Source organism: Nocardia transvalensis NBRC 15921 (assembly GCF_000308875.1).
Classification (GTDB): domain Bacteria; phylum Actinomycetota; class Actinomycetes; order Mycobacteriales; family Mycobacteriaceae; genus Nocardia; species Nocardia transvalensis.
Genome location: NZ_BAGL01000069.1, coordinates 17,775 through 35,808 on the forward strand (window position 1 = coordinate 17,775; position 18,034 = coordinate 35,808).

The following is an 18,034-nucleotide window of genomic DNA, read 5'->3' on the forward strand; positions in this document are numbered from 1 at the left end:
TCACCACTCGGCAGGCTCGCTGATCAACCGCTCGGCGGCGGCGACCAAGGGGCGGAGTTGGGCGGCGAAGGATTCGGCGGTGACGGGGAGGATGTCGACCTCGGTGCGGGTGCGGACGGCGTAGCGGCCGTCGCCGGTGATATCGATCCAGCACAGGACGCCGAGGGGGCGCATGGTGTCGTCCGCGCGGCGGGCGGAGACCACGATCTGGCCGATGCCGTCGCGCGGCTGTTTGAGCAGCCGTCGCATGCGGGCCGATTCCGTCGGGCCCGCGACCGGCACCGTCACCAGGTCGCGGCTGTCCTCGCGCACCCGGTTCAGGGGTGCGGTATGTCGCGGCCCGGTGCCCGGCGGATTCTCCGGCAGCACCGAGATCACCCGGGCCGCCAGGGTTTTCGGCGTGCCGACGAACAGCCGGACCTCGGCGCCGCGATCGGGTTCCGGGCCGGGCCGCTGCGCCGCGACCACCGTGACGTGCCCGGCCGCCGCACCCAGTACGCGCACCGGCTGCGGTTCCTCGCCGGACCCGTACTCGCCGATCACCTCCACCTGGATCGCCGGCCGCGCCAGCACGCGCAGCGCGGCCTCCAGGTCGGGATCGAGGGTGCTGTCGCACCATTCGCGCAAGGCGGGTAACTGGGCGGCGCGTTCGGCGCTGTCGCGGGCCGACAGCCGCACCGCGAGCGGATACGGGATCCGGTCACCGTCGGTGCGCTCCCAGGCCAGTGCGAACTGGTCCGGCGTGAGCGTCCATCTCACCGGTGGCGGCCCGCCTCGGTTGTCGCGATCTCGTTCATCCCGCCGTCAGTAGTCCTCGTCCCATTCGCCGACCACCGGCGGGGTGGTCGGATCGAACTGCCCGACCAGATCGGTGCCGGGTTCGGCCGGCTCCAGGAAGGTCGGTTCATCGAAGTCGTAGTACTCCTCGTCGTCCTCGTCCTCGTACCGGGACCGCTTGGGCGGCACGGGAACACCGGATCCGGGACGAACGGTCTCGCCGCCCGCCGCCAGCGCGGCACTGCCCGCGAGCCCGCCGACGACACCCGCGCCCATACCGCCGACCTGATCGGCGGCGGGATGCTGGTCACGGTCCTCTTTCTTGCGCTGTTCCTCCGTGCTCTGGGCGGTGGTCGCCGTCCCGCCGGGCCGAGGCGCGACCGGAACGGTGGCCACGGCCGGTGGGGCGCTCGCGGAGCTGTCGGCCTGCGGCACAACGGCACTCGCGGGCGCGGTGGCGGACGTCGTCACGGTGGGCGCGGTCGCCGCGGCGGTCACAGGGGCCTCCGCGACGGCCGGTGCCGCAGCGGCGGGCACACTCGCGGCGGCCGGTGCCGTCGTGGTCGCGGCGGGTTCGGTGTCCGAGGCCGGATCACCGGCGGGCACGGCCTCGGGCCGGGACGGGCTCACGGTATCCGCGTGCGCCGGTACCGCATTCGGCAACGCGGCCGGTCCCGCCAGCGCGGTGGGACCTTCCAATGAGTCGGTCGGGTCCGGGCCGCCGGTCTCGCCCGGCTCCGGCCGGGGATCCTCGGGCACCGGGTACATCCCGCCGTCGCCGAACGCCGGGACGGCGTGGCCCGTGGGGATGAAGGCGCCGGCGTACACCGTCTCCATCACCCGCACGACGTCCTGACGCACTCCCTCGGCCTGTTTCTGCGCCGAGACGTTGAGAGCCGCGCGCTTGGGATCCAGCAGCGCCGCCTCTAGATCCGCCCCGGCCTCCGTCGGCCGCGAGACCGTGGCCCGCAGCGTCTCGGCCGCGTCGTTGGCGCGGCCCAGCCGCTGGGCGACGGCGGCCATGACATCCGCGGCGTGCTGGCCCAGTTCCTCGAACGCCTGCATGGCCGCGGCCGCCTGCTGGGCCGCGCTGCCGCGCCAACCGTCGGCGATCGCGCTGCGGATCTCCGCATGCGCCTGTTGTACCGCGTCGCCCACTCCGGTGGCGGCGTTCTGCCAGGTCTGCCGACCGGCGGTGAGGACCTCCGGATTCAGTTGCAGCACACCGCGATAGATCTCGTCGTAGCGCATCTGGTCGAAGACCTCGACCGTCGGCGCGTAGTCCGGATCCGGCAGATCGGTCCGGTTGCCACTCGGCTTATGCATGGCCCACCCCCACCGTATCGGCGCCGACGCGGCCGATCGCCGCGGAGATGTCCGCCTCGTGTTCGGCGTAGGCGGTGGCGGCCGCGCGCAGTGCCGCGGCGAGCTGCCGCGCGGCATCGGCGTACTCCTGCAGCCGATCCAGCCCCTGCGCCGCCTTGTCCTCGAATCCGCGCCGCAGCGCGTTCCCCGATTCGAATCCGCCGAAGCCCGGCAGCGAGACGGCCGCGCGAAGCGTCCGGAGTTGCTGCTCGACCTCGTCGGCCAGTTGTTCGTAGCGTCGTGCGCAGCGTTCGTGAACGCCGTCGGCGACGAGGACACCGTCGATCCACAGCCGACCGTCGTCGACCGCCTGTGTCAGGGCCGCGACATCACTGCGCAGGTCCCCGGGTTCTTGCGACCGCACCCGGTCCCCCTTTCTCGTGCTGCCTCACGGGCGCACCGGTTCCGCGACGACGCCCTGGATCCACTCCGCGATGTCGGCGACGACCTGTGCCTGCACCGGTTCGTGGAGCAAATCGTGCCCGGCATCGGCATACTCGCGCAACCGCAACCCTACCGACTCGGCCCCCGTCGTCCAGTCCCGAACGGGATCGATCGGCGCCCGGCGATCGTCGGCGCCGTGCAGGACGAGCACCGGCAGGGCCGCCGGCAGCCCGGGTGCGAGGGTGATCGCGCGCCGCGGGGTGCCGGTGAGCACCAGGCCCGAACAGTCCGGCGCCGCCGCGAGCGCGGTGGCCGCGCCCAGCGAGTGCCCGGCCACGAACAGCGGCCGTCCAGGACACCGGTTCCGGACGAGCGCGACGAATTCCCGGGCGTCGGCGGCGAGTTCGTCGATGGTGCCGGGCTCGTCCGGGTCGCCCTCGCTCAGGCCCTGACCCGGCACGTCGAGCGCCCAGGTCTCGATGTCCCGGGCGCCCAGGCTCCGGCCGACGCGGTGATAGTGCCCGCTGTGCTGCCCGGTCCCCGGTAACAGCGCGACGACCGCACGGGAGGCGTCCACCGGCCACCGCCGGTAGTGCAGAAGTCCCCGTGGACCATCGAAAAAGGGCATACCGCAATCCTTTCCGCGTCGGTGATCGGCACGTCGTCGCGCGCCGCCGTTCAGGCCGGAACGCGGGCACGGACGAGATGCGGGCCGGCCGCGGCGGCCGGCTCCCGGCCCAGATAACGCAGCGCGAGGTCGACGGCCGGCAGATCCTCTTCCACCTCGAACCCGGTGCCGCGCAGCAGCCGAGCCATCTCGTCCGGGGTGAAGAAACTGATCCAGCGCTCCCCGATGGCCGCGAGCCTGCGCTCCCGCTCCTCGATCGTCGCCCGCGTCCGCGGGCTCGATTCCGGCCGCGGGACACCGTAGTCGATGATCACCCGACTGCCCGGTACCAGGCGCCCGAGATGGCCGAGTGTCTCCTCGATCGCCGTCCGGGTGAGGTAGACCGTCACCCCGAGCCAGATCACGAAGGCCGGTCGGGTCGCGTCGAAATCCGCTGCCGTCAAGGCCCCGTCCAGCGGCTGCCGTTCGAAGTCGACGGGCACGTAGGTCACCGACTCCGGAATCGCGATCCCGGCCGAGGACAGCCGCTCCCGCTTCCACGCCTGGGTGTCGGGATGGTCCACCTCGAACACCCGCAGCGCCGGATACGGATTGCGGTAGGCGAAGGTGTCCAGTCCGGCGCCGAGGATCACGGCCTGCCCGGTGCCCTCGCGCACCGCCTCCGCCAGCGCGTCCTCGGCGAAACGCGCGCGGGTGGCGATGAAGCCGCGCATGCGCTCGTGCCCGTCGGCGAAGAGGTGGTCGCCGGGCGGCAGGTCGTCGCCGAGGATGGTGCGGGCCAGCGGATCGCGGAAGATGCGCCCGCCGTCGAGTTCCTGGTGTTCGGCTCGATATCGGGCGGCACCCAGCGCGGTGCGGCTCGGCTGACCGGTCTGCACTCCCGATGTCCTTTCTGACGCGCCCGCCCAGACCATACGACGACACGCCCCCCTCACGCCACGCCGTTCTACCTCGACTGATTACGCTGAGGCGCGACTCGGCACGAAGAAGGCGACGGCCGGGTGCGGGTGTCCGAGGCGCAGGAGGGCCGCGTTTGATTCTGGTCGGTGATCGTGTCGTGTGCAGCACCGGTGATCTGGTGGCGGCGGCGCGCTGCGAGTTCGCCCCGCTGCGCGCGCTCGACGCCGAACTGGGACTGGTCGCGCCGGTGGGTACCGGCGCGGATGCGCTGTTGGCCGAATACGCCCGGATCGACCTGCCCGGCGAGGACGTCGTCCGCGTCGAGGAACCCGGGGCGGGCGGCGCGCGGGAGACCGTCGCCGCGCTGCGCGAGGCCCACGAGCGGACCGTTGCCGCGCTGCGCGCCGCCGCGCCCGCGATCGAGGGCGCGACCTTCTTCGACGGCTCCTTCGCCGCCCGATGCGCGGCGCTGGTCCGCACCGACAGCCGGCCCGCCGACGACCCGGCGCGAACCGACTGCCCGGCAACGCCTTCCGACGACGCCCCGGCCGCCCCGCTGTTCCCGAGCGACTGGTCCGACAGCGCGGCGATCGATCACCGCTGGCAGGGCCGGGTCGTCGACGGCGACGCGCTGAGCTGCTCGTTCGCCGACACAGCCGAACCGGCCGAGAGCCACGGCCCGGCCGTCCCGGCGGCGTTCACGCTCGCGGCCGGAATCGCCGGACCGCCCTGTTACTCCCTGTACGGCTCGGCGCGGGCCGACTCGCCGATCGCGACGCTCATGGAACTCGCCGCCTGCGCGGACGGGTTGCGGGCCGCGGGGCTGCGGGTGGATCCGGTGCTGCGGGTCCGGCATCCGGACGGCTCGTGGTCGGAGCATCCGCTCGCCGAGGCGGCGCGGGTGTACCGGGCGCGGCGACGGCGGCTGTTCACGATCGTCGAATACAAACAGAACGAACTGCTGCCCGTGCAGTGGGGCGACCGCCGGTACCTGGCGTGCGGTCGCTGCGCCACCTGCACCGCGGAACTGGTGGCGGGCCGCGATCTGCTGCTGGTGGCGGGCATGCGACCGGCGGTGCGCGCCCAGCTGCGCGACGCCGGCATCACGACCGTCGACCGGCTGGCACACGCCGATGCCGCGGTGACCCGGGTCGCCGCCCGGACGTTCTCGGCGCTGCGCCGGCAGGCCGATATGCAGCTGCGGAGCGAGCGCACCGGCGAGCCGATGCACGCGGTGATCAATGCGGAGGCGCTGTCCGCGCTGCCCGCGCCCTCGCCCGGCGACGTCTTCCTGACCGTCGCGGGCACACCGCCCGCCGTGGTCGGTGTCGCGGTACTGCCGGCGCGCGCGCCCGAGGAGGGTGAGGACACCGCCGCGATCCTGTTCCACGCCTTCGGCCTGCACGACGATCCGGCGGCGCTGCTGGAATTCCTGGCCGAACGCCAGGACCAGCATCCCGAACTGCGCATCTACCACTACCGTTCGCCCGCCCGGCCGCTCGTGGCCGACCTGTGCGCCCGCTGTGGGGCCGACGAGGAGGTCTCCGACGACCTGCTCGCCGCCCTCACGGATCTGTATCCGATCGTGCGGTCGGCCCTGGTCGTCGGCGAACGGTCCTACGCGCTGGGCGATCTGGGCGGCCTGCTCGGGTCGGCCGTCGCGGACACGGGTCTCGAGGCCGAGTGCGGGCGGGTCGTCCGGCTGCGCGACCGGCTGCGGGAGCTGGCCGCCGAACACGGCGTCCCGACCGCGACCGCCGCCCGCGATACGCCACCGGAGTCACCGGCGGCGGTCGAGGCGGCGCTGCGCGAATTCGCCTTCGACGACACGGCGGAGGCGTCCGATCCGGAGGCGACGCAGGCCACCGGGACGCGCACCCCCGCCCGGCGCGCCGCCGCGCTCATGTCGGCCGCGCTCGGCTACCGGCGGCGCGAACGGCAGCCACTGCACTGGGCGCACGCCGACCGTCTGCACCGGCCGATCGCCGAATGGGCCGACACCCCGGGCGTTCTCGCGGCCGACTGGGGCACGGTCGACACCAAATGGCACAGCACCGGTCACGGGCCGATGCGCCGCTATCTGAAGCTCACCGGGCGGCTGGGCACCGGCAGCGCGCCGCCGCCGGGGACCGCCGTCCTCACGCTCTACGACCGTCCGGTGCCCGGGATGCGGGCCGTGCCCGGACGGCGCGCGACCGCCCGCGCCACCGTGCTCGGCTGCGCACTGGACGACAACTTCGACGACGCCGTGCGCGTCGAGGAACTGCTGCCGGAGGGCTGCGCGCCGTACGACGATATGCCGGTCGCGATCGTCCCCGGACTTCCCGGCCGCGACGAGAACATCGAGGGCGCACTGGAATCCACCGCCCACCACCTGCTGATGACGCTGCCGGAGATTCCGGCGACGGCGGCGTTCGATCTGCTGCTGCGCCGCCCGCCGCGGCTGCGGACGGCCGAGGCGCTGCCCGAGGTGTTCGGCGACCACGCCGCCGCCGTGACCGCCGCCGTGCTGGATCTCGACGATTCCTGCGTCGCGGTCCAGGGGCCGTCGGGCACCGGCAAGACCGATACCGCGGCCCGGGTGATCGAACGCCTTGTGACGCGCTACAAGTGGCGCGTCGGCGTGGTCGCGCAATCGCACTGGGCGGTCGAGGAGGTGCTCGACGCGCTCGTGCGGATCGGGGTGCTGCCGGAGCTGGTGGCGAAGTCCGAGGCGCGCGCGGTGGCGCCGGAGTGGCTGGTCATCGATCCCGCTCGCTATCCGCGCTTCCTCGACAACGCCGTCAACGGGTGTGTGATCGGCGGGCTGCCCACCGATTTCGCCGATGCCGAGCGGGTCGAGCCCGGCAGTCTCGATCTGCTGGTGGTCGCCGACGCGGGGCATTTCCCGCTGGCCGACGCGGTCGCGGTGGCCGGCAGCGCGCGCAATCTGCTGCTGGTCGGCGATCCCGCGCCGTTGCCCGCGCACGGCGCCCACCCCGAACCGGTGCACGAATCGGCGCTCGGACGGCTGGTCGGCGGGAATGCCACGCTGCCACCGGAATTCGGCTACTTCCTCGACCGCACCTGGCGCATGCATCCGCGGCTGTGCGAACCGGTGTCCCGGCTGCGCTACGGCGGACGGCTGCGGTCCACCGAAACCGTCACCCTCGCCCGCGATCTCGAGGGCGTCTCCCCCGGCGTGCGGCCGGTGCCGGTCGAACACCACGGCAACGGCACCGAATCCGCGGAGGAGGCCCGCGAGATCGTGCGCCGGGTGCGCGCGCTGCTGGGCCTGCCCTGGCGGCAGGGCGCGGTGACGCGGCGGCTGCACCCGCACGACATCCTCGTGGTCACGCCCTATCACGCCCAGGCAGCGCGCATCCGAACCCTGTTGTCGCGCGCGCGAATCGAGGACGTCGTGGTCGGCACCGCCGAACGCTTCGCGGGCCGCGAGGCCGCCGTGGTCCTGGTCTCCATGACCACCTCCTCCCCCGCGGAGGCCCCCCACGGCATCGACACCCTCATCTCACGCCACTGGCTCACCACGGTCGTCTCCCGAGCCCTGTGGAGCGCCCTCGTCGTCCACTCCCCCCTCCTCACCGAATACCTCCCCGAAAACCCCGACCAACTCTCCGACCTCGCGGCCTTCCTCGACCTGATGTCGCAGTAACCAACCCGAAAGGCCCTCAGGCCCTACCTGTTTCCGACACGAGGCCCCACCTTGTTTCCGGCACGAGGCCCACCTTGTTTCCGGCACGCTTTTGGCCGGAAACTCCAGCCACACAACGCTATCCGAAATTCTGCCCCTCACCGCGATAGGTCGGCACCGTCACCCGCGTACCGTCGGCATCCACGACCTGCACGTGATCGAAGCGCTCACACAGCTCCCCGGCCTTGGCGTGCCGGAACCAGACGCGGTCACCCACGGCAAGGCCATCGACCCCCGTCAGCGGCGTCTGCACCTCACCCGCACCCTCGGTCCCGATGAGCCGCAACCCCTTGGGCCACACGGGCTTCGGCACCCGGGACTTCCCGGCGGGGCCGGAGGCGATGTACCCACCGGCGAAGACGGTCGCGATGCCCGGGGCCGGGTGGCGCAGCACCGGCAGGGCGAAGAACAGGGCGGGCCGCGGCGTGAAGGCGCGGTAGCCGTCGAACAGCGTCGGCACATACAGCCCCGAACCCGCAGTCACCTCGGTGACGCCGGGACTCGCGACGCTCACCTCGATCGAACCGCTGCCGCCGCTGTTGACGATCTCCAGCGCGCCGGTCACCGACCGCACCGCGTCCAGCACCAGCGCGCGCCGCTTGCCGATCTCCGCGGCCGAGGCCCGTTTCACCAGGCGCACCGCGGGATTGGTATCGGGCAGCCCGGCGATCTGCGCCTCGTAGGTCATGAGGCCGACCACCCGGAAACCGCGCTCGGTCGCGAGGCGGGCCAGCCGCTCGGCCTGCTCGGGCGTCCGGACCGGCGAGCGGCGCACGCCCAGGTGCAGCGGGCCGATGCGCAGCGACGCGTCCACGTCCAGGCAGATCCGCGGCGCCACCCGCTCGCTGCCGACGGCGGTCTTGATCAGATCCAGCTGCGCCGGATCGTCGACCATGAGCGTGACGGCCTCGCGCAGTGTCTCGTCCTCGCCCAGTTCGGCCAGCGCGGCCCGGTCCACGGTCGGATAGCCCAGCAGGATGTCGCGAGCGCCCTGGCGCGCCAGCCAGACGGCCTCGCGCAGCGAATAGGACATGATGCCGGCGAATCCCCCGGACGCGGTCAGCCCGGAGCCCAGCACCTCCTCGAGGACCGCACGACAGCGCACCGACTTACTGGCCACCCGGATCGGAACCCCGCGGGCCCGGCGCACCAAGTCGGCGGCGTTGGCGCGCAGCGCGGCGAGATCGAGGGCGGCCAGCGGCGGATCCAGATCCGCGGTGGCCGAATGCAGGCCGGCGATCGGCGACAGATCCGTCACGCAGTCCACTCAACCACGCAACTGGTCACTCGTCCAGCTTTACGTCAGAGGTCGACGGCCTTGGTGGACAGGCTCGAGACCAGATCATCCAGGACGACCAGCGTCGTCTCGTCGTCACAGTCGGCCAGCCAGCGCAGGACCGTGCCCTGCATGACGGCCACCGCGTAGGCGGCGATCGCCTCGACCGGCTCCAGCCATTCGGTCCGCGACCGGTCGGCGCACAGTTGCAGGAAGGCGCCGACCTCGGCGTCCAGATCGCGGAACAGGCGGGCCACGGCCGGATCGGCCACCGGATCGGTGCGATCGGCCCACCGCCTGCGCAGTGCCGCGATCGTCGACTCGTAGGTGCGGATCTGTTTCTGCGGCGCCGCCTTGATGGCCGGCCACAGCGCGCTGACACCGGCATGCAGAAGTACCCGCAGCGCACGCGTGCCGCTGCAGTCGATGGCGTCGGCCGCCTGTTCGACGGCCGCCACTACGGCCGGGCGAGGTCGCGCCTCGACCATTTCTCCACTAGCGCTCAACGACGACTCCCTCGGGCGAAAGAACGCGCGCACCTCGACTGCGCGGCTCGCACAACGGGTTGCAGATCCTCACTGATCGCCCCGAGCACCAACCCGGTCGACCCGTCCAACAACCATCAATGGTAGAGGTTTTCCGGGGATCGTGACCAGCTTCAATCGGTGTTTCCAGACTGAAAGAATGTTTTGTTACCCCTCCGGGACTCTGTCGAAATCTGACAGAGATCGTCGGGCACGGTCACAACCCCGTAACCGACAAGACTCTACGCGTTCACCGCCGGCCGCGCCGCCCCGCTGTGGCAGATCACACAACACGCGCGACGTCACAGCTTCGCCGCTTCGATCGACGAACGACACCCGGGAGATACCGGCCCGTCGATAGCCTGGAGAGGTGACTGTGGCGCGCCCTGATCAGTACCTCATTTCCGGAACCTTCAACTACCGCGATGTCGGCGGGCCGAGCACCGAGAGTGGATTACGTGTCCGCACCGGCGTACTGCTGCGGTCGGCACAGCTGTGCCGGGTCGACTCGGCCGGCCTCGAGACACTCGCCGAACTGGGCGTATCCACCGTTCACGACCTCCGCGGGCCCGACGAGATCAGGCATCTCGGCACCGATCTGGTCCCGCCGAGCGTGCGGCTGGCGAACACCCCGTTCGACTCGCGCATCGGCGAGAAGCCGCCGCACGAGGTCGTGCACGACGAGCCCTGGCAGGAGATGCTGCAGGTCTACCGGTCCTTTCCGGCCATGCCGGAGGCCGGCGTCGCCATCACCGCGATCGCGAATTCGCTGGTCCGCGGCGACGGCGCGGTGCTGGTGCACTGTGCCGCGGGGAAGGACCGCACCGGCTGGGCGATCGCCACGCTGCTGCGGGCGGTCGGCGTCAGCGAGACCGATCTGCTCGAGGACTACCTGCTCAGCAATGACGCCGTCGACGCGCTGCGCGACGACGTGGCCCGCAATTCCGGCGGCCGGGCGACCCTTCCGCTCGATGTGCTCGGCGTTGCACCCGACTATCTCGCCGCGGGCACGGATTCGATGTACGCGCTGTACGGCAGCCTCGAGGGCTACCTGGGTTCGATCGGCCTGACCGGCGAACTCCGCGACGGCCTCCGCGACCGCCTGCTCGAGTAACCGGCTTACTGCGCGCGGTGGACCAGACCGTCCGCATCGATGTCGACCTGGTCGCCGGTGTGGAACCAGGAGCCGGTGAAGCGGGATTCGGTGGTCTCCGGATCGTCCCAGTAGCGCGGGGCGACGTTCGGGCCGCGGCACAGCAGCTCACCGTGGCCCGCGGCCGCGCGCGGCCCCCACAGCGCCAGCTCGGTCCCGCCGAACGGGAAGCCGAGCAGATCGCGGGCGAGCGGCTCGCCCACATCGGCGAGGGCCAGGCCGATACCGCTGGTCTCGGTGGCGCCCCATACCGACCACTGCCGCGCCAGCGGGAACACCTCGCGCAGCGCGTTGGCCACCACCTCCGAGGTGCCCGGATCGGTCGAGGCCAGTTCGGTGCGATGGCCCGCGCTGCACACCTGCCGCACCCCCTCGGCCCGCAGCCCGGCCAGTTCGGGCAGCAGGCCGGCGTAGATGCGCGGCGTGGCCGCGACCATGTCGATGCGTTCGGCCACAATGGTTTCCGCGACCAGCGCCGGATCGGGGACGAGCACCACCGTGCCGCCGACGGCGAAGGTCGGCAGCAACTGGTCGACGCATCCGCTGGCGTGCGCCAGCGGCAGCAGCACCAGGTTGCGCAGGCCCTCGGTCGGCAGATCCAGGGCGCCGACCATCGACCGGACGGCCGACAGCAGGTTCTCGTTGGTCAACTCCACGCCCCGCGGGCGGACCGGAACATCCGAGGCCGCCACGCCGCTGGTGTAGCACAGCAGGGCCAGTTCGCTCAGCGAGGCGCCGTCGTCGATGAACGCCGCGCCGTCGGGGAATTCGGCGCACTCGCTGCCGCCCAGGACGAAATCCGCGCGGCTGTCGGCGATGACGCGGGCCGCGTCGTCGTCGGGCAGCCCGTCCTGCACCAGGACCGGCACCGCGCCCGAGAGCAGCGCGCCGAGGAATGCCTCGATCCAGCGCGCGCCCACCGGCATCCGGACCGCGACCCGGTCGCCGTAGCCGATGCCGTGTTCCTGCAAACCGCCGGCGATTCGCGAGGCGGAGTGCCACAGCTGCCGGTAGGTCAGCCGCGGGCCGCCGATCTCGACGACCGCCTCGCGACCCGAAAAGGCATGCACCTGAACGTCGAGCAGCTCGGTGAGCGCCGGATTCAGGTTGCCGTACCGCAGAACTCCGTCGGCGCCACGGGCAAGAGGGTTGTCGCTCCGCGGGTTTCGCGTGTGCGGGTATTCGACCAACATCTGTGCCATGGGCCCCTCCGAGCGCCTCGATCCGGCAGGCACCTGTGACTATATGACGCACATCACAAACGTGGGCGGATAGTCGGCAAACGTGTCCGCACCGGTACCCCGGCGGCCGGAGGGGGCGCCGCGCGTCATTGCCCGGTGTAGGTGGCCTTTCCGGGCCCGACCTCCAGGAAGCTCGCGACACCGCCCCGCAGATCCGCGGTGTCGAACAGCTCACCCGACACCTGCGGGGTCACCGAATCCGCGTGCGCCACACCGCCGGAGCGCCAGGCCGCCACGATCTGCTTGGTCGCCGCGTGCGCGCGGGTCGGACCGTCGGCCAGCCGGGCGGCGAGTTCGCGGGCTGCGGTGTCGACGTCCTCGTGCACGGCGTTGACCACGCCCCACTCCGCCAGTTCACCCGCGCCGTAGAGGTCGCCGGTCATCACCAGCTCGCGGGCCCGGCCGGATCCGGCGCGCTCGGCCAGCCGCTGCGGGCCGCCCATCGACGGGGTCAGGCCGACCACCGTCTCCACCAGGCCGAATTTCGCCGTCGATCCGGCGACCAGGATGTCGCAGGCCAGCGCGATCTCGAAGGCGGCGGTCAGGCACAGCCCGTGCGCGGAGAACACCACCGGGCACGGCAGTGCCTCCAGCGGATGAATGATCCGCGCGAACAACCGGCGCCACAGCTCGGCGCCCTCCTCGACCGACAACCCGGCGAATACGTGGACATCCACGCCGCCCGAGACGACCTTGCCCTCGGCACGGATCAGCAACGCGCGCGGCGGATCGGCGCTCAGCGCGGCGATATCGTCGGCCAGCGACTCCATCAGCGCCTGGTCGAACAGGTTCAGCGGCGGGTTGTCGATGGTGAGGACGGCGAGTTGCGCCCCCTTGTCGGTGGCGGCGCGTTCCAGGCGGGTGGGTTTCGAATCGCTCATCGGCCGAATGTATCGCGTGCTGTGTCGGTCCGATCTGCGAACATGGGGTGGTGAGCACCTCGTCGACCGGCAGCGCCACCTACATCGAACCCGGCGAATTCAAGCGGGACACCAACTACATCACCACCCGGATCACGGCCGACGGCCGCGACGGCTACCCGGTGGAGCCGGGGCGATATCGCCTGGTCGCGGCCCGCGCCTGCCCGTGGGCGAACCGGACGCTGATCGTGCGCCGCCTCCTCGGGCTGGAGGACGCGATCTCGCTCGGCCTGTGCGGCCCGACCCACGACAAGCGCAGCTGGACCTTCGATCTCGACCCGGGCGAGGTGGATCCGGTCCTGGGCATCCACTTCCTGCGCGACGCGTACTTCGCACGCATCCCCGACTATCCGCGCGGCATCACCGTCCCCGCGGTCGTGGACGTGCCGACCGGGCAGGTGGTCACCAACGACTACCCGCAGATCACCCTGGACTTCTCCACCGAGTGGACGGAGTTCCACCGCCCGGGCGCGCCGCAGCTGTACCCCGAGGCGCTACGCGCGGAGATCGACGAGGTCAACCGCCGCGTCTACACCGAGGTCAACAACGGCGTCTACCGCTGCGGCTTCGCCGGCGCACAGGACGCCTACGAGGCCGCCTACGACCGCCTCTTCACGGCCCTGGACTGGCTGTCGGAGCGGCTGGCGACTCAGCGATACCTGGTGGGCGACACCATCACCGAGGCCGACGTCCGGCTGTTCACCACCCTGGCCCGCTTCGACCCGGTCTACCACGGCCACTTCAAATGCAACCGCGAGAAGCTGTCGGAGCAGCCGGTCCTCTGGGCCTACGCCCGCGACCTGTTCCAGACCCCCGGCTTCGGCGACACGATCGACTTCACCCAGATCAAGCAGCACTATTACATCGTCCACGCCGACATCAACCCGTCCGGCATAGTCCCCAAGGGCCCGGACCTCTCCGACTGGCTCACCCCCCACGGCCGCGAAAAACTGGGCGGCCGCCCCTTCGGCGACGGCACCCCTCCCCCGCCACCCCGCGACGGGGAACGGGTCCCGGCAGGCCACACCCCCGCCTGACGCCACCCCGGCCTCGCACTCCGGCACGACACCACCCCGTTCCCGGCACGACACCACCCTGTTTCCCGGCACAACACCACCCTGTTTCCCGGCACGCTTTTGGCCGGGATCCACTCTCAGCAACCGGTGGATTCCGGCCAAAAGCGTGCCGGAAAATGGGGGGAGAGTCGCTACCTATTCGGTACCCGCGTAGGTGCCGAAGCTCCAATACACACCCTCGGGGTCGCGGCAGGTGAAGCCGCGGGAGCCGTAGTCCTCGTCGCGCAGTTCGCGGGTGATGGTGGCGCCCGCGGCCTTCGCGCGCTCGTACATCTCGTCGGGGTTGTCGATGACGACGTAGACGGATCCGACGCCCGGCGGCTGGTCGCACAGGGCCATGCCCTCGCGCTGGGAGCCGAGCATGATGCCGCCGCCGCCCGGCCAGCCGAGTTCGGCGTGTTCGACGATCGCGCCGTTGTCGTAGCGGGCGCGCTCGACGAAACCGAATGCGGTGCGGAGGAATTCGATCGCCGCGGGGGCGTCGCGATAGACGAACGTCGGCCACAGCGGCGCGGCGGTGCGGGTGACGGTAGTGCTGGTTTCGCTGGTTGTCTCGGTCATGGCGACGAGCCTTCCAGCGGCGCGGGCGGCACGGCTTGGACGAATGGGAACTGCTCGCGCGCCAGCCAGGTCGAGGGCGGCATACCCGCCAGCTCGCGCCACTCCCGCGCCATATGCGCCTGGTCGTAGTACCCGACGGACGCGGCGACCCCGGCGATCGACACCGCCGTCCGCGACGGCTTCGGCGCACCCGGCTCGGAGACGACCGACCGCAGCAGCCGGTGCGAGGCCTGGAACCGGGCCAGCCGCGCGGCGTCCTTGGGCGTGATCCCGAATTCGGCGGCGAACCGGCCGGCGAGATGCCGCCTGCTCCAGCCGATATCGGCGGCCACCTCGCCGACCCGGGCCTGCCCGGAGCCGGCGGTGAGCAACTGCCACGCCCGCCACAGATTCGCGTCGATGGCGGCCTCGGCGGCCCGGCGCAGCAGGATCTCGTCCATGATCGCGAAGCGCCGGGACCAGTCGTCGGTGGCCGAGATCCGCTCGCGCAGTTCGCGGGCGTCGGCGCCGACCAAATCGGCCAGATCGATCACCCACGACCCGAGTTCGGCCACGGGCACCCCGAGCAGCGCCCGCGCGCCCAGCGGCGTCACCGCGAGTTGGATGCCGTGCTGGAAGCCGCTGTGCGCGATCGTGCAGGGCCGCACGGTGAGGCCGCTGGCGATGGTCTCCCAGTGCCCCGGCCCCTGCTGCGGATGCGGCGAGACCGGGAGCCACAGCGGTTCGTCGATCGTGACGATCACGGTGAGGACGGTGCCCGGCATCCCGACATGCGTCCCCGGCTCGAACCCGCGCAGCCGATACCCTTCGTAGCCGCGGACGAATGCCCGCAGCCGCGGATCCGGCAGCCCCCCGGCGCCCTCGGAGACACCACTCACAGTTCAACGGTAACTCCCGGGGGAACCCGCCCACTACGGCGTTCGTTTCCGGAACCCGCGACGCGAACGGCCCCGGCGGCCGATCACCGTCGCAAAGCAGGACTCCATGCACTATCAATGGAGACAGACCGAACCATACGGAGGGTGTTCATGTTCAAGGGCGGTGCGGAAAAGGCGGTGAAGGCACTGCTCGACAACGGGGCGCAACTACAGGCGCCCGCTGTCGCCAAATACGTCGACCGGTACCGGCGCGCGCATCCGGGCGAGAGCCCGGCGCAGATCGTCGGGCGGCTGGAGCGCATCTACCTCACCACGGTGACCGGCAGCGGCACCGCGGTCGGCGCCACCGCCGCCGTGCCCGGCGTGGGCACCATCACGGCGCTCGCGGCGATGAGCGCGGAGACCACCTTCTTCCTCGAGGCGTCGGCGGTCTTCACCCTGGCCGTGGCGGCCGTGCACGGCATCGCGCCGGAGGACAAGGAGCGCCGCCGGGCGCTGGTGCTCGCGGTGGTGCTGGGCGAGAGCGGTATGGACATCGTCGAGAAGAACGTCGGCCACTCCGCCAAGAACTGGGGCACGCTGCTGGCCGACCAGATTCCGGGCATCCGCAATATGAACGATTCGCTGATGAAGCGGTTCGTCGTGCAGTTCATCGCCAAGCGCAGCGCGCTCATGTTCGGCAAGGTGCTGCCCGCCGGAATCGGCGCGGCGGTGGGCGGTTTCGGTAACCGCGCCCTCGGCAAGAGCACGATCACCAACGCGCGCAAGGCATTCGGGCCGGCACCGGCCACCTGGCCCGGCCCGCTGGTGATCGACGCCGACCCGCTGCCGGAGCTGGACCGCAAGTCCGGCGAGGCGCGATGACGGCGGCTCGTCCGCTCGCCTTCGCCGTCACCGGGCTGAGCAAGCGCTTCGAGGGCGTGCACGCCGTGCGCGAGGTGAGCTTCAGCGTGCCGGCCGGCGCCACCGCCGCCCTGGTCGGCCCGCCCGGCTCCGGCAAGACCACGATCCTGCGGATGCTGCTCGGACTGCTGCCGCCGACCGCGGGCAGCGCCTCGATCGGCGGGCCCGGCTCCGGGGCGCATCGCGCCGCGCGCCCGGTGGGGGCGATGCCGCAGCCGCGTGGCCAGCATCCGGCCCGATCGCCGCGTGACCATCTGCGGGTCTACGCGGCCGCCGCGGGCGTCTCCGACGACCGGGTCGACGCGCTGCTGGCATTGACCAACCTGGGCGCCGTCGCCCGCGAACCGGTCCGCGCCCTGCCCGTCGGCGCGCACACCCGCCTCGCGCTGGCGACCGCGCTGCTGGGCGATCCGCCGCTGCTGGTGCTCGACGATCCGGTCGAGGGCCTGGACCCGGGCGAGCGCGCCTGGCTGGGCGACTACCTGCGCGGCCATGCCCGCCGCGGCGGCGCCACGCTGCTGACCTCGCAGAGTTTGGCCGCGGTCCTGCCGATCGCCGATCAGCTGATCGTGCTGGGCGGCGGCGCGGTGGTGTACGAGGGCAGTCCGCGGCGGCTGCGGCGCAGCCATCCGGACCGGCTGATCGTCGGCGCGTCCAGCCCGATCGCGCTGGCGACGACGCTGGCCGCCCACGGTTTCACCGATACCGTGATGCGCGCCGACGGCCGGCTGGCGGTCGCGGAAGCGTCCCGGACCGAGATCGAGAACGCCGCCAGCACGGCCCGCGTGCAGCTCACCGAGCTGATCCCCGAGCCGGTGCATCCGGACCGGGTGCTCGCCGCGCTCACCCGCACCGCGCCCGCGCCTCCCCCGACCGCCCCTCCGATGCCCTACGGGACGCCACCATGATCCTCACCGTGCCCACGGACGCGAGCCGGGCCGCCACCACCGAGATCCGCAAGATCACCACGCTACGGGCGGGCTGGCTGCTGCTCGTGGCCTGCGCGGCGATCGGTTTCGTGGCCGCCGCCGTCACGGCGATCACGGGCACCGAACCGCAGAAGAACGAGACGCTCGCGACGGGGACGGCGAGTATCGGGCTCTATCTCGGGATCGTGGCCGCCCTCGTCGCCTCCGCCGCCTTCGCGGCCCTCGGGGCGGGCGGCGAGTACCGCTACCGGAGCATGCCGCTCACCGCGCTGTTCACCCCCGACCGCGACCTGCTGTGCGGCGCCAAACTCGCTGTCACCGCGGCCTATTCGCTGCTGCTCGCGCTGGCCGCCGAGGTCGGCGCGGCCCTCGGACTGGCCGCCTTCGGACGCGACAAGATCGAATTCGGGATGCGGCTGGTCGGCGTGTTCGGCGGCGGTCTGCTCGCGGCGATCTGCTGGGGCGTGATCGGCGCGAGCCTGGGCCTGCTGCTGCGCTCGGCGGTGCCCGCGCTCGCCGCGATGGCGGGCTGGCTGATCGTGATCGAACCGCTGCTGTGGCTGGTCCTGAAAGGCGCCGGAATTCCGGGTGTCGCGGTGCTGCTGCCGGGGTCGGCCACGGTCGGCACGGTCGCCGTGGACTCGTTCCCGAAGAGCCCGTTCCTGCCGCCGAGCGCGGCCTCGGTCGTGGTGCTCGTGGCGTGGGCGGCGGCTGCGGGCGCCGGCGCGTGGTGGTTCCTGCGCCAGCGGGAGATCTGAGCCTCCGGACCGGACAGCCGCCCCCGCCGGACGGGGTCGCGGAATACGAAGGTGTCACCCCGCGTCGGTA

Annotated in this window: 17 protein-coding genes; 6 read left to right on the forward strand and 11 right to left on the reverse strand. The window is 72.0% G+C overall.

Features of this window, described 5'->3' with window-relative positions; all coding sequences use genetic code 11:
* Genes ON41_RS25280 through ON41_RS25300 form a run of 5 tightly spaced genes read right to left on the reverse strand, consistent with a single transcriptional unit; the run spans position 1 to position 4,032 of the window.
* Entirely contained in the window at positions 1-759 is a 759-nt protein-coding gene (locus ON41_RS25280) for an ESX secretion-associated protein EspG (protein ID WP_040750269.1), read from the reverse strand.
* 45 nt (positions 760-804) lie between these two features.
* A complete protein-coding gene (locus ON41_RS42375) occupies positions 805-2,103 on the reverse strand; it encodes a PPE domain-containing protein (RefSeq protein WP_040750270.1) in 1,299 nt (432 codons plus the stop codon).
* Complete coding sequence (locus tag ON41_RS25290) at positions 2,096-2,506, reverse strand: hypothetical protein (protein ID WP_040750272.1); 411 nt, start codon at positions 2,504-2,506, stop codon at positions 2,096-2,098. Before ON41_RS25290 ends, ON41_RS42375 begins: the two co-directional genes overlap by 8 nt.
* A 24-nt stretch (positions 2,507-2,530) precedes the next feature.
* Complete coding sequence (locus ON41_RS25295) at positions 2,531-3,154, reverse strand: alpha/beta hydrolase (protein WP_040750273.1); 624 nt, start codon at positions 3,152-3,154, stop codon at positions 2,531-2,533.
* Positions 3,155-3,204: 50 nt separating this feature from the next.
* Positions 3,205-4,032, reverse strand: a complete 828-nt coding sequence (locus ON41_RS25300) for a class I SAM-dependent methyltransferase (RefSeq protein WP_040750274.1) — start codon at positions 4,030-4,032, stop codon at positions 3,205-3,207.
* Between the two features lie 155 nt (positions 4,033-4,187).
* On the opposite strand from ON41_RS25300, the gene ON41_RS25305 reads away from it, so the two are divergent.
* A complete protein-coding gene (locus ON41_RS25305; RefSeq protein WP_040750275.1) occupies positions 4,188-7,706 on the forward strand; it encodes a bifunctional RecB family nuclease/DEAD/DEAH box helicase in 3,519 nt (1,172 codons plus the stop codon).
* Between the two features lie 118 nt (positions 7,707-7,824).
* On the opposite strand, the gene ON41_RS25310 is transcribed toward ON41_RS25305, so the two are convergent.
* Together ON41_RS25310 and ON41_RS25315 are read right to left on the reverse strand one after the other, a co-directional pair.
* A complete protein-coding gene (locus ON41_RS25310; protein ID WP_040750313.1) occupies positions 7,825-8,994 on the reverse strand; it encodes an alanine racemase in 1,170 nt (389 codons plus the stop codon).
* Between the two features lie 53 nt (positions 8,995-9,047).
* A complete protein-coding gene (locus tag ON41_RS25315) occupies positions 9,048-9,527 on the reverse strand; it encodes a TetR family transcriptional regulator (RefSeq protein ID WP_246460876.1) in 480 nt (159 codons plus the stop codon).
* A gap of 388 nt (positions 9,528-9,915) precedes the next feature.
* Here ON41_RS25315 and ON41_RS25320 point away from each other — a divergent pair, with 388 nt between their 5' ends.
* Complete coding sequence (locus ON41_RS25320) at positions 9,916-10,659, forward strand: tyrosine-protein phosphatase (RefSeq protein ID WP_040750277.1); 744 nt, start codon at positions 9,916-9,918, stop codon at positions 10,657-10,659.
* 5 nt (positions 10,660-10,664) lie between these two features.
* Here the strand turns inward: ON41_RS25320 and ON41_RS25325 are convergent, their stop codons facing one another.
* Both ON41_RS25325 and ON41_RS25330 read right to left on the reverse strand, forming a co-directional pair.
* Complete coding sequence (locus tag ON41_RS25325) at positions 10,665-11,900, reverse strand: class I adenylate-forming enzyme family protein (RefSeq protein WP_040750278.1); 1,236 nt, start codon at positions 11,898-11,900, stop codon at positions 10,665-10,667.
* Between the two features lie 125 nt (positions 11,901-12,025).
* Positions 12,026-12,820, reverse strand: coding sequence for an enoyl-CoA hydratase/isomerase family protein (locus ON41_RS25330; RefSeq protein ID WP_040750279.1), 795 nt, complete (start codon positions 12,818-12,820; stop codon positions 12,026-12,028).
* A 50-nt stretch (positions 12,821-12,870) separates the two neighbouring features.
* Here ON41_RS25330 and ON41_RS25335 point away from each other — a divergent pair, with 50 nt between their 5' ends.
* Entirely contained in the window at positions 12,871-13,896 is a 1,026-nt protein-coding gene (locus ON41_RS25335; RefSeq protein WP_040750314.1) for a glutathione S-transferase family protein, read from the forward strand.
* A 174-nt stretch (positions 13,897-14,070) separates the two neighbouring features.
* Here ON41_RS25335 and ON41_RS25340 read toward each other — a convergent pair whose 3' ends face one another.
* Both ON41_RS25340 and ON41_RS25345 read right to left on the reverse strand, forming a co-directional pair.
* On the reverse strand, positions 14,071-14,496 hold the full coding sequence (locus tag ON41_RS25340; protein ID WP_040750280.1) for a VOC family protein: 426 nt from the start codon (positions 14,494-14,496) through the stop codon (positions 14,071-14,073).
* Positions 14,493-15,374: a helix-turn-helix domain-containing protein gene (locus ON41_RS25345; RefSeq protein ID WP_040750281.1), complete on the reverse strand. Its 882-nt coding sequence runs from the start codon at positions 15,372-15,374 to the stop codon at positions 14,493-14,495. Before ON41_RS25345 ends, ON41_RS25340 begins: the two co-directional genes overlap by 4 nt.
* A 150-nt stretch (positions 15,375-15,524) precedes the next feature.
* Here ON41_RS25345 and ON41_RS25350 point away from each other — a divergent pair, with 150 nt between their 5' ends.
* The 3 genes from ON41_RS25350 to ON41_RS25360 are packed head-to-tail and all read left to right on the forward strand — an operon-like array spanning position 15,525 to position 17,964.
* Positions 15,525-16,238 (forward strand): membrane protein, encoded by a 714-nt coding sequence (locus tag ON41_RS25350; RefSeq protein ID WP_040750315.1) that lies wholly within the window; start codon positions 15,525-15,527, stop codon positions 16,236-16,238.
* On the forward strand, positions 16,235-17,185 hold the full coding sequence (locus ON41_RS25355; RefSeq protein ID WP_040750282.1) for an ABC transporter ATP-binding protein: 951 nt from the start codon (positions 16,235-16,237) through the stop codon (positions 17,183-17,185). The genes ON41_RS25350 and ON41_RS25355 overlap by 4 nt, the downstream gene beginning before the upstream one ends.
* Before the next feature lie 8 nt (positions 17,186-17,193).
* A complete protein-coding gene (locus ON41_RS25360) occupies positions 17,194-17,964 on the forward strand; it encodes an ABC transporter permease (RefSeq protein ID WP_246460878.1) in 771 nt (256 codons plus the stop codon).
* The last annotated feature ends 70 nt before the right edge of the window (positions 17,965-18,034 follow it).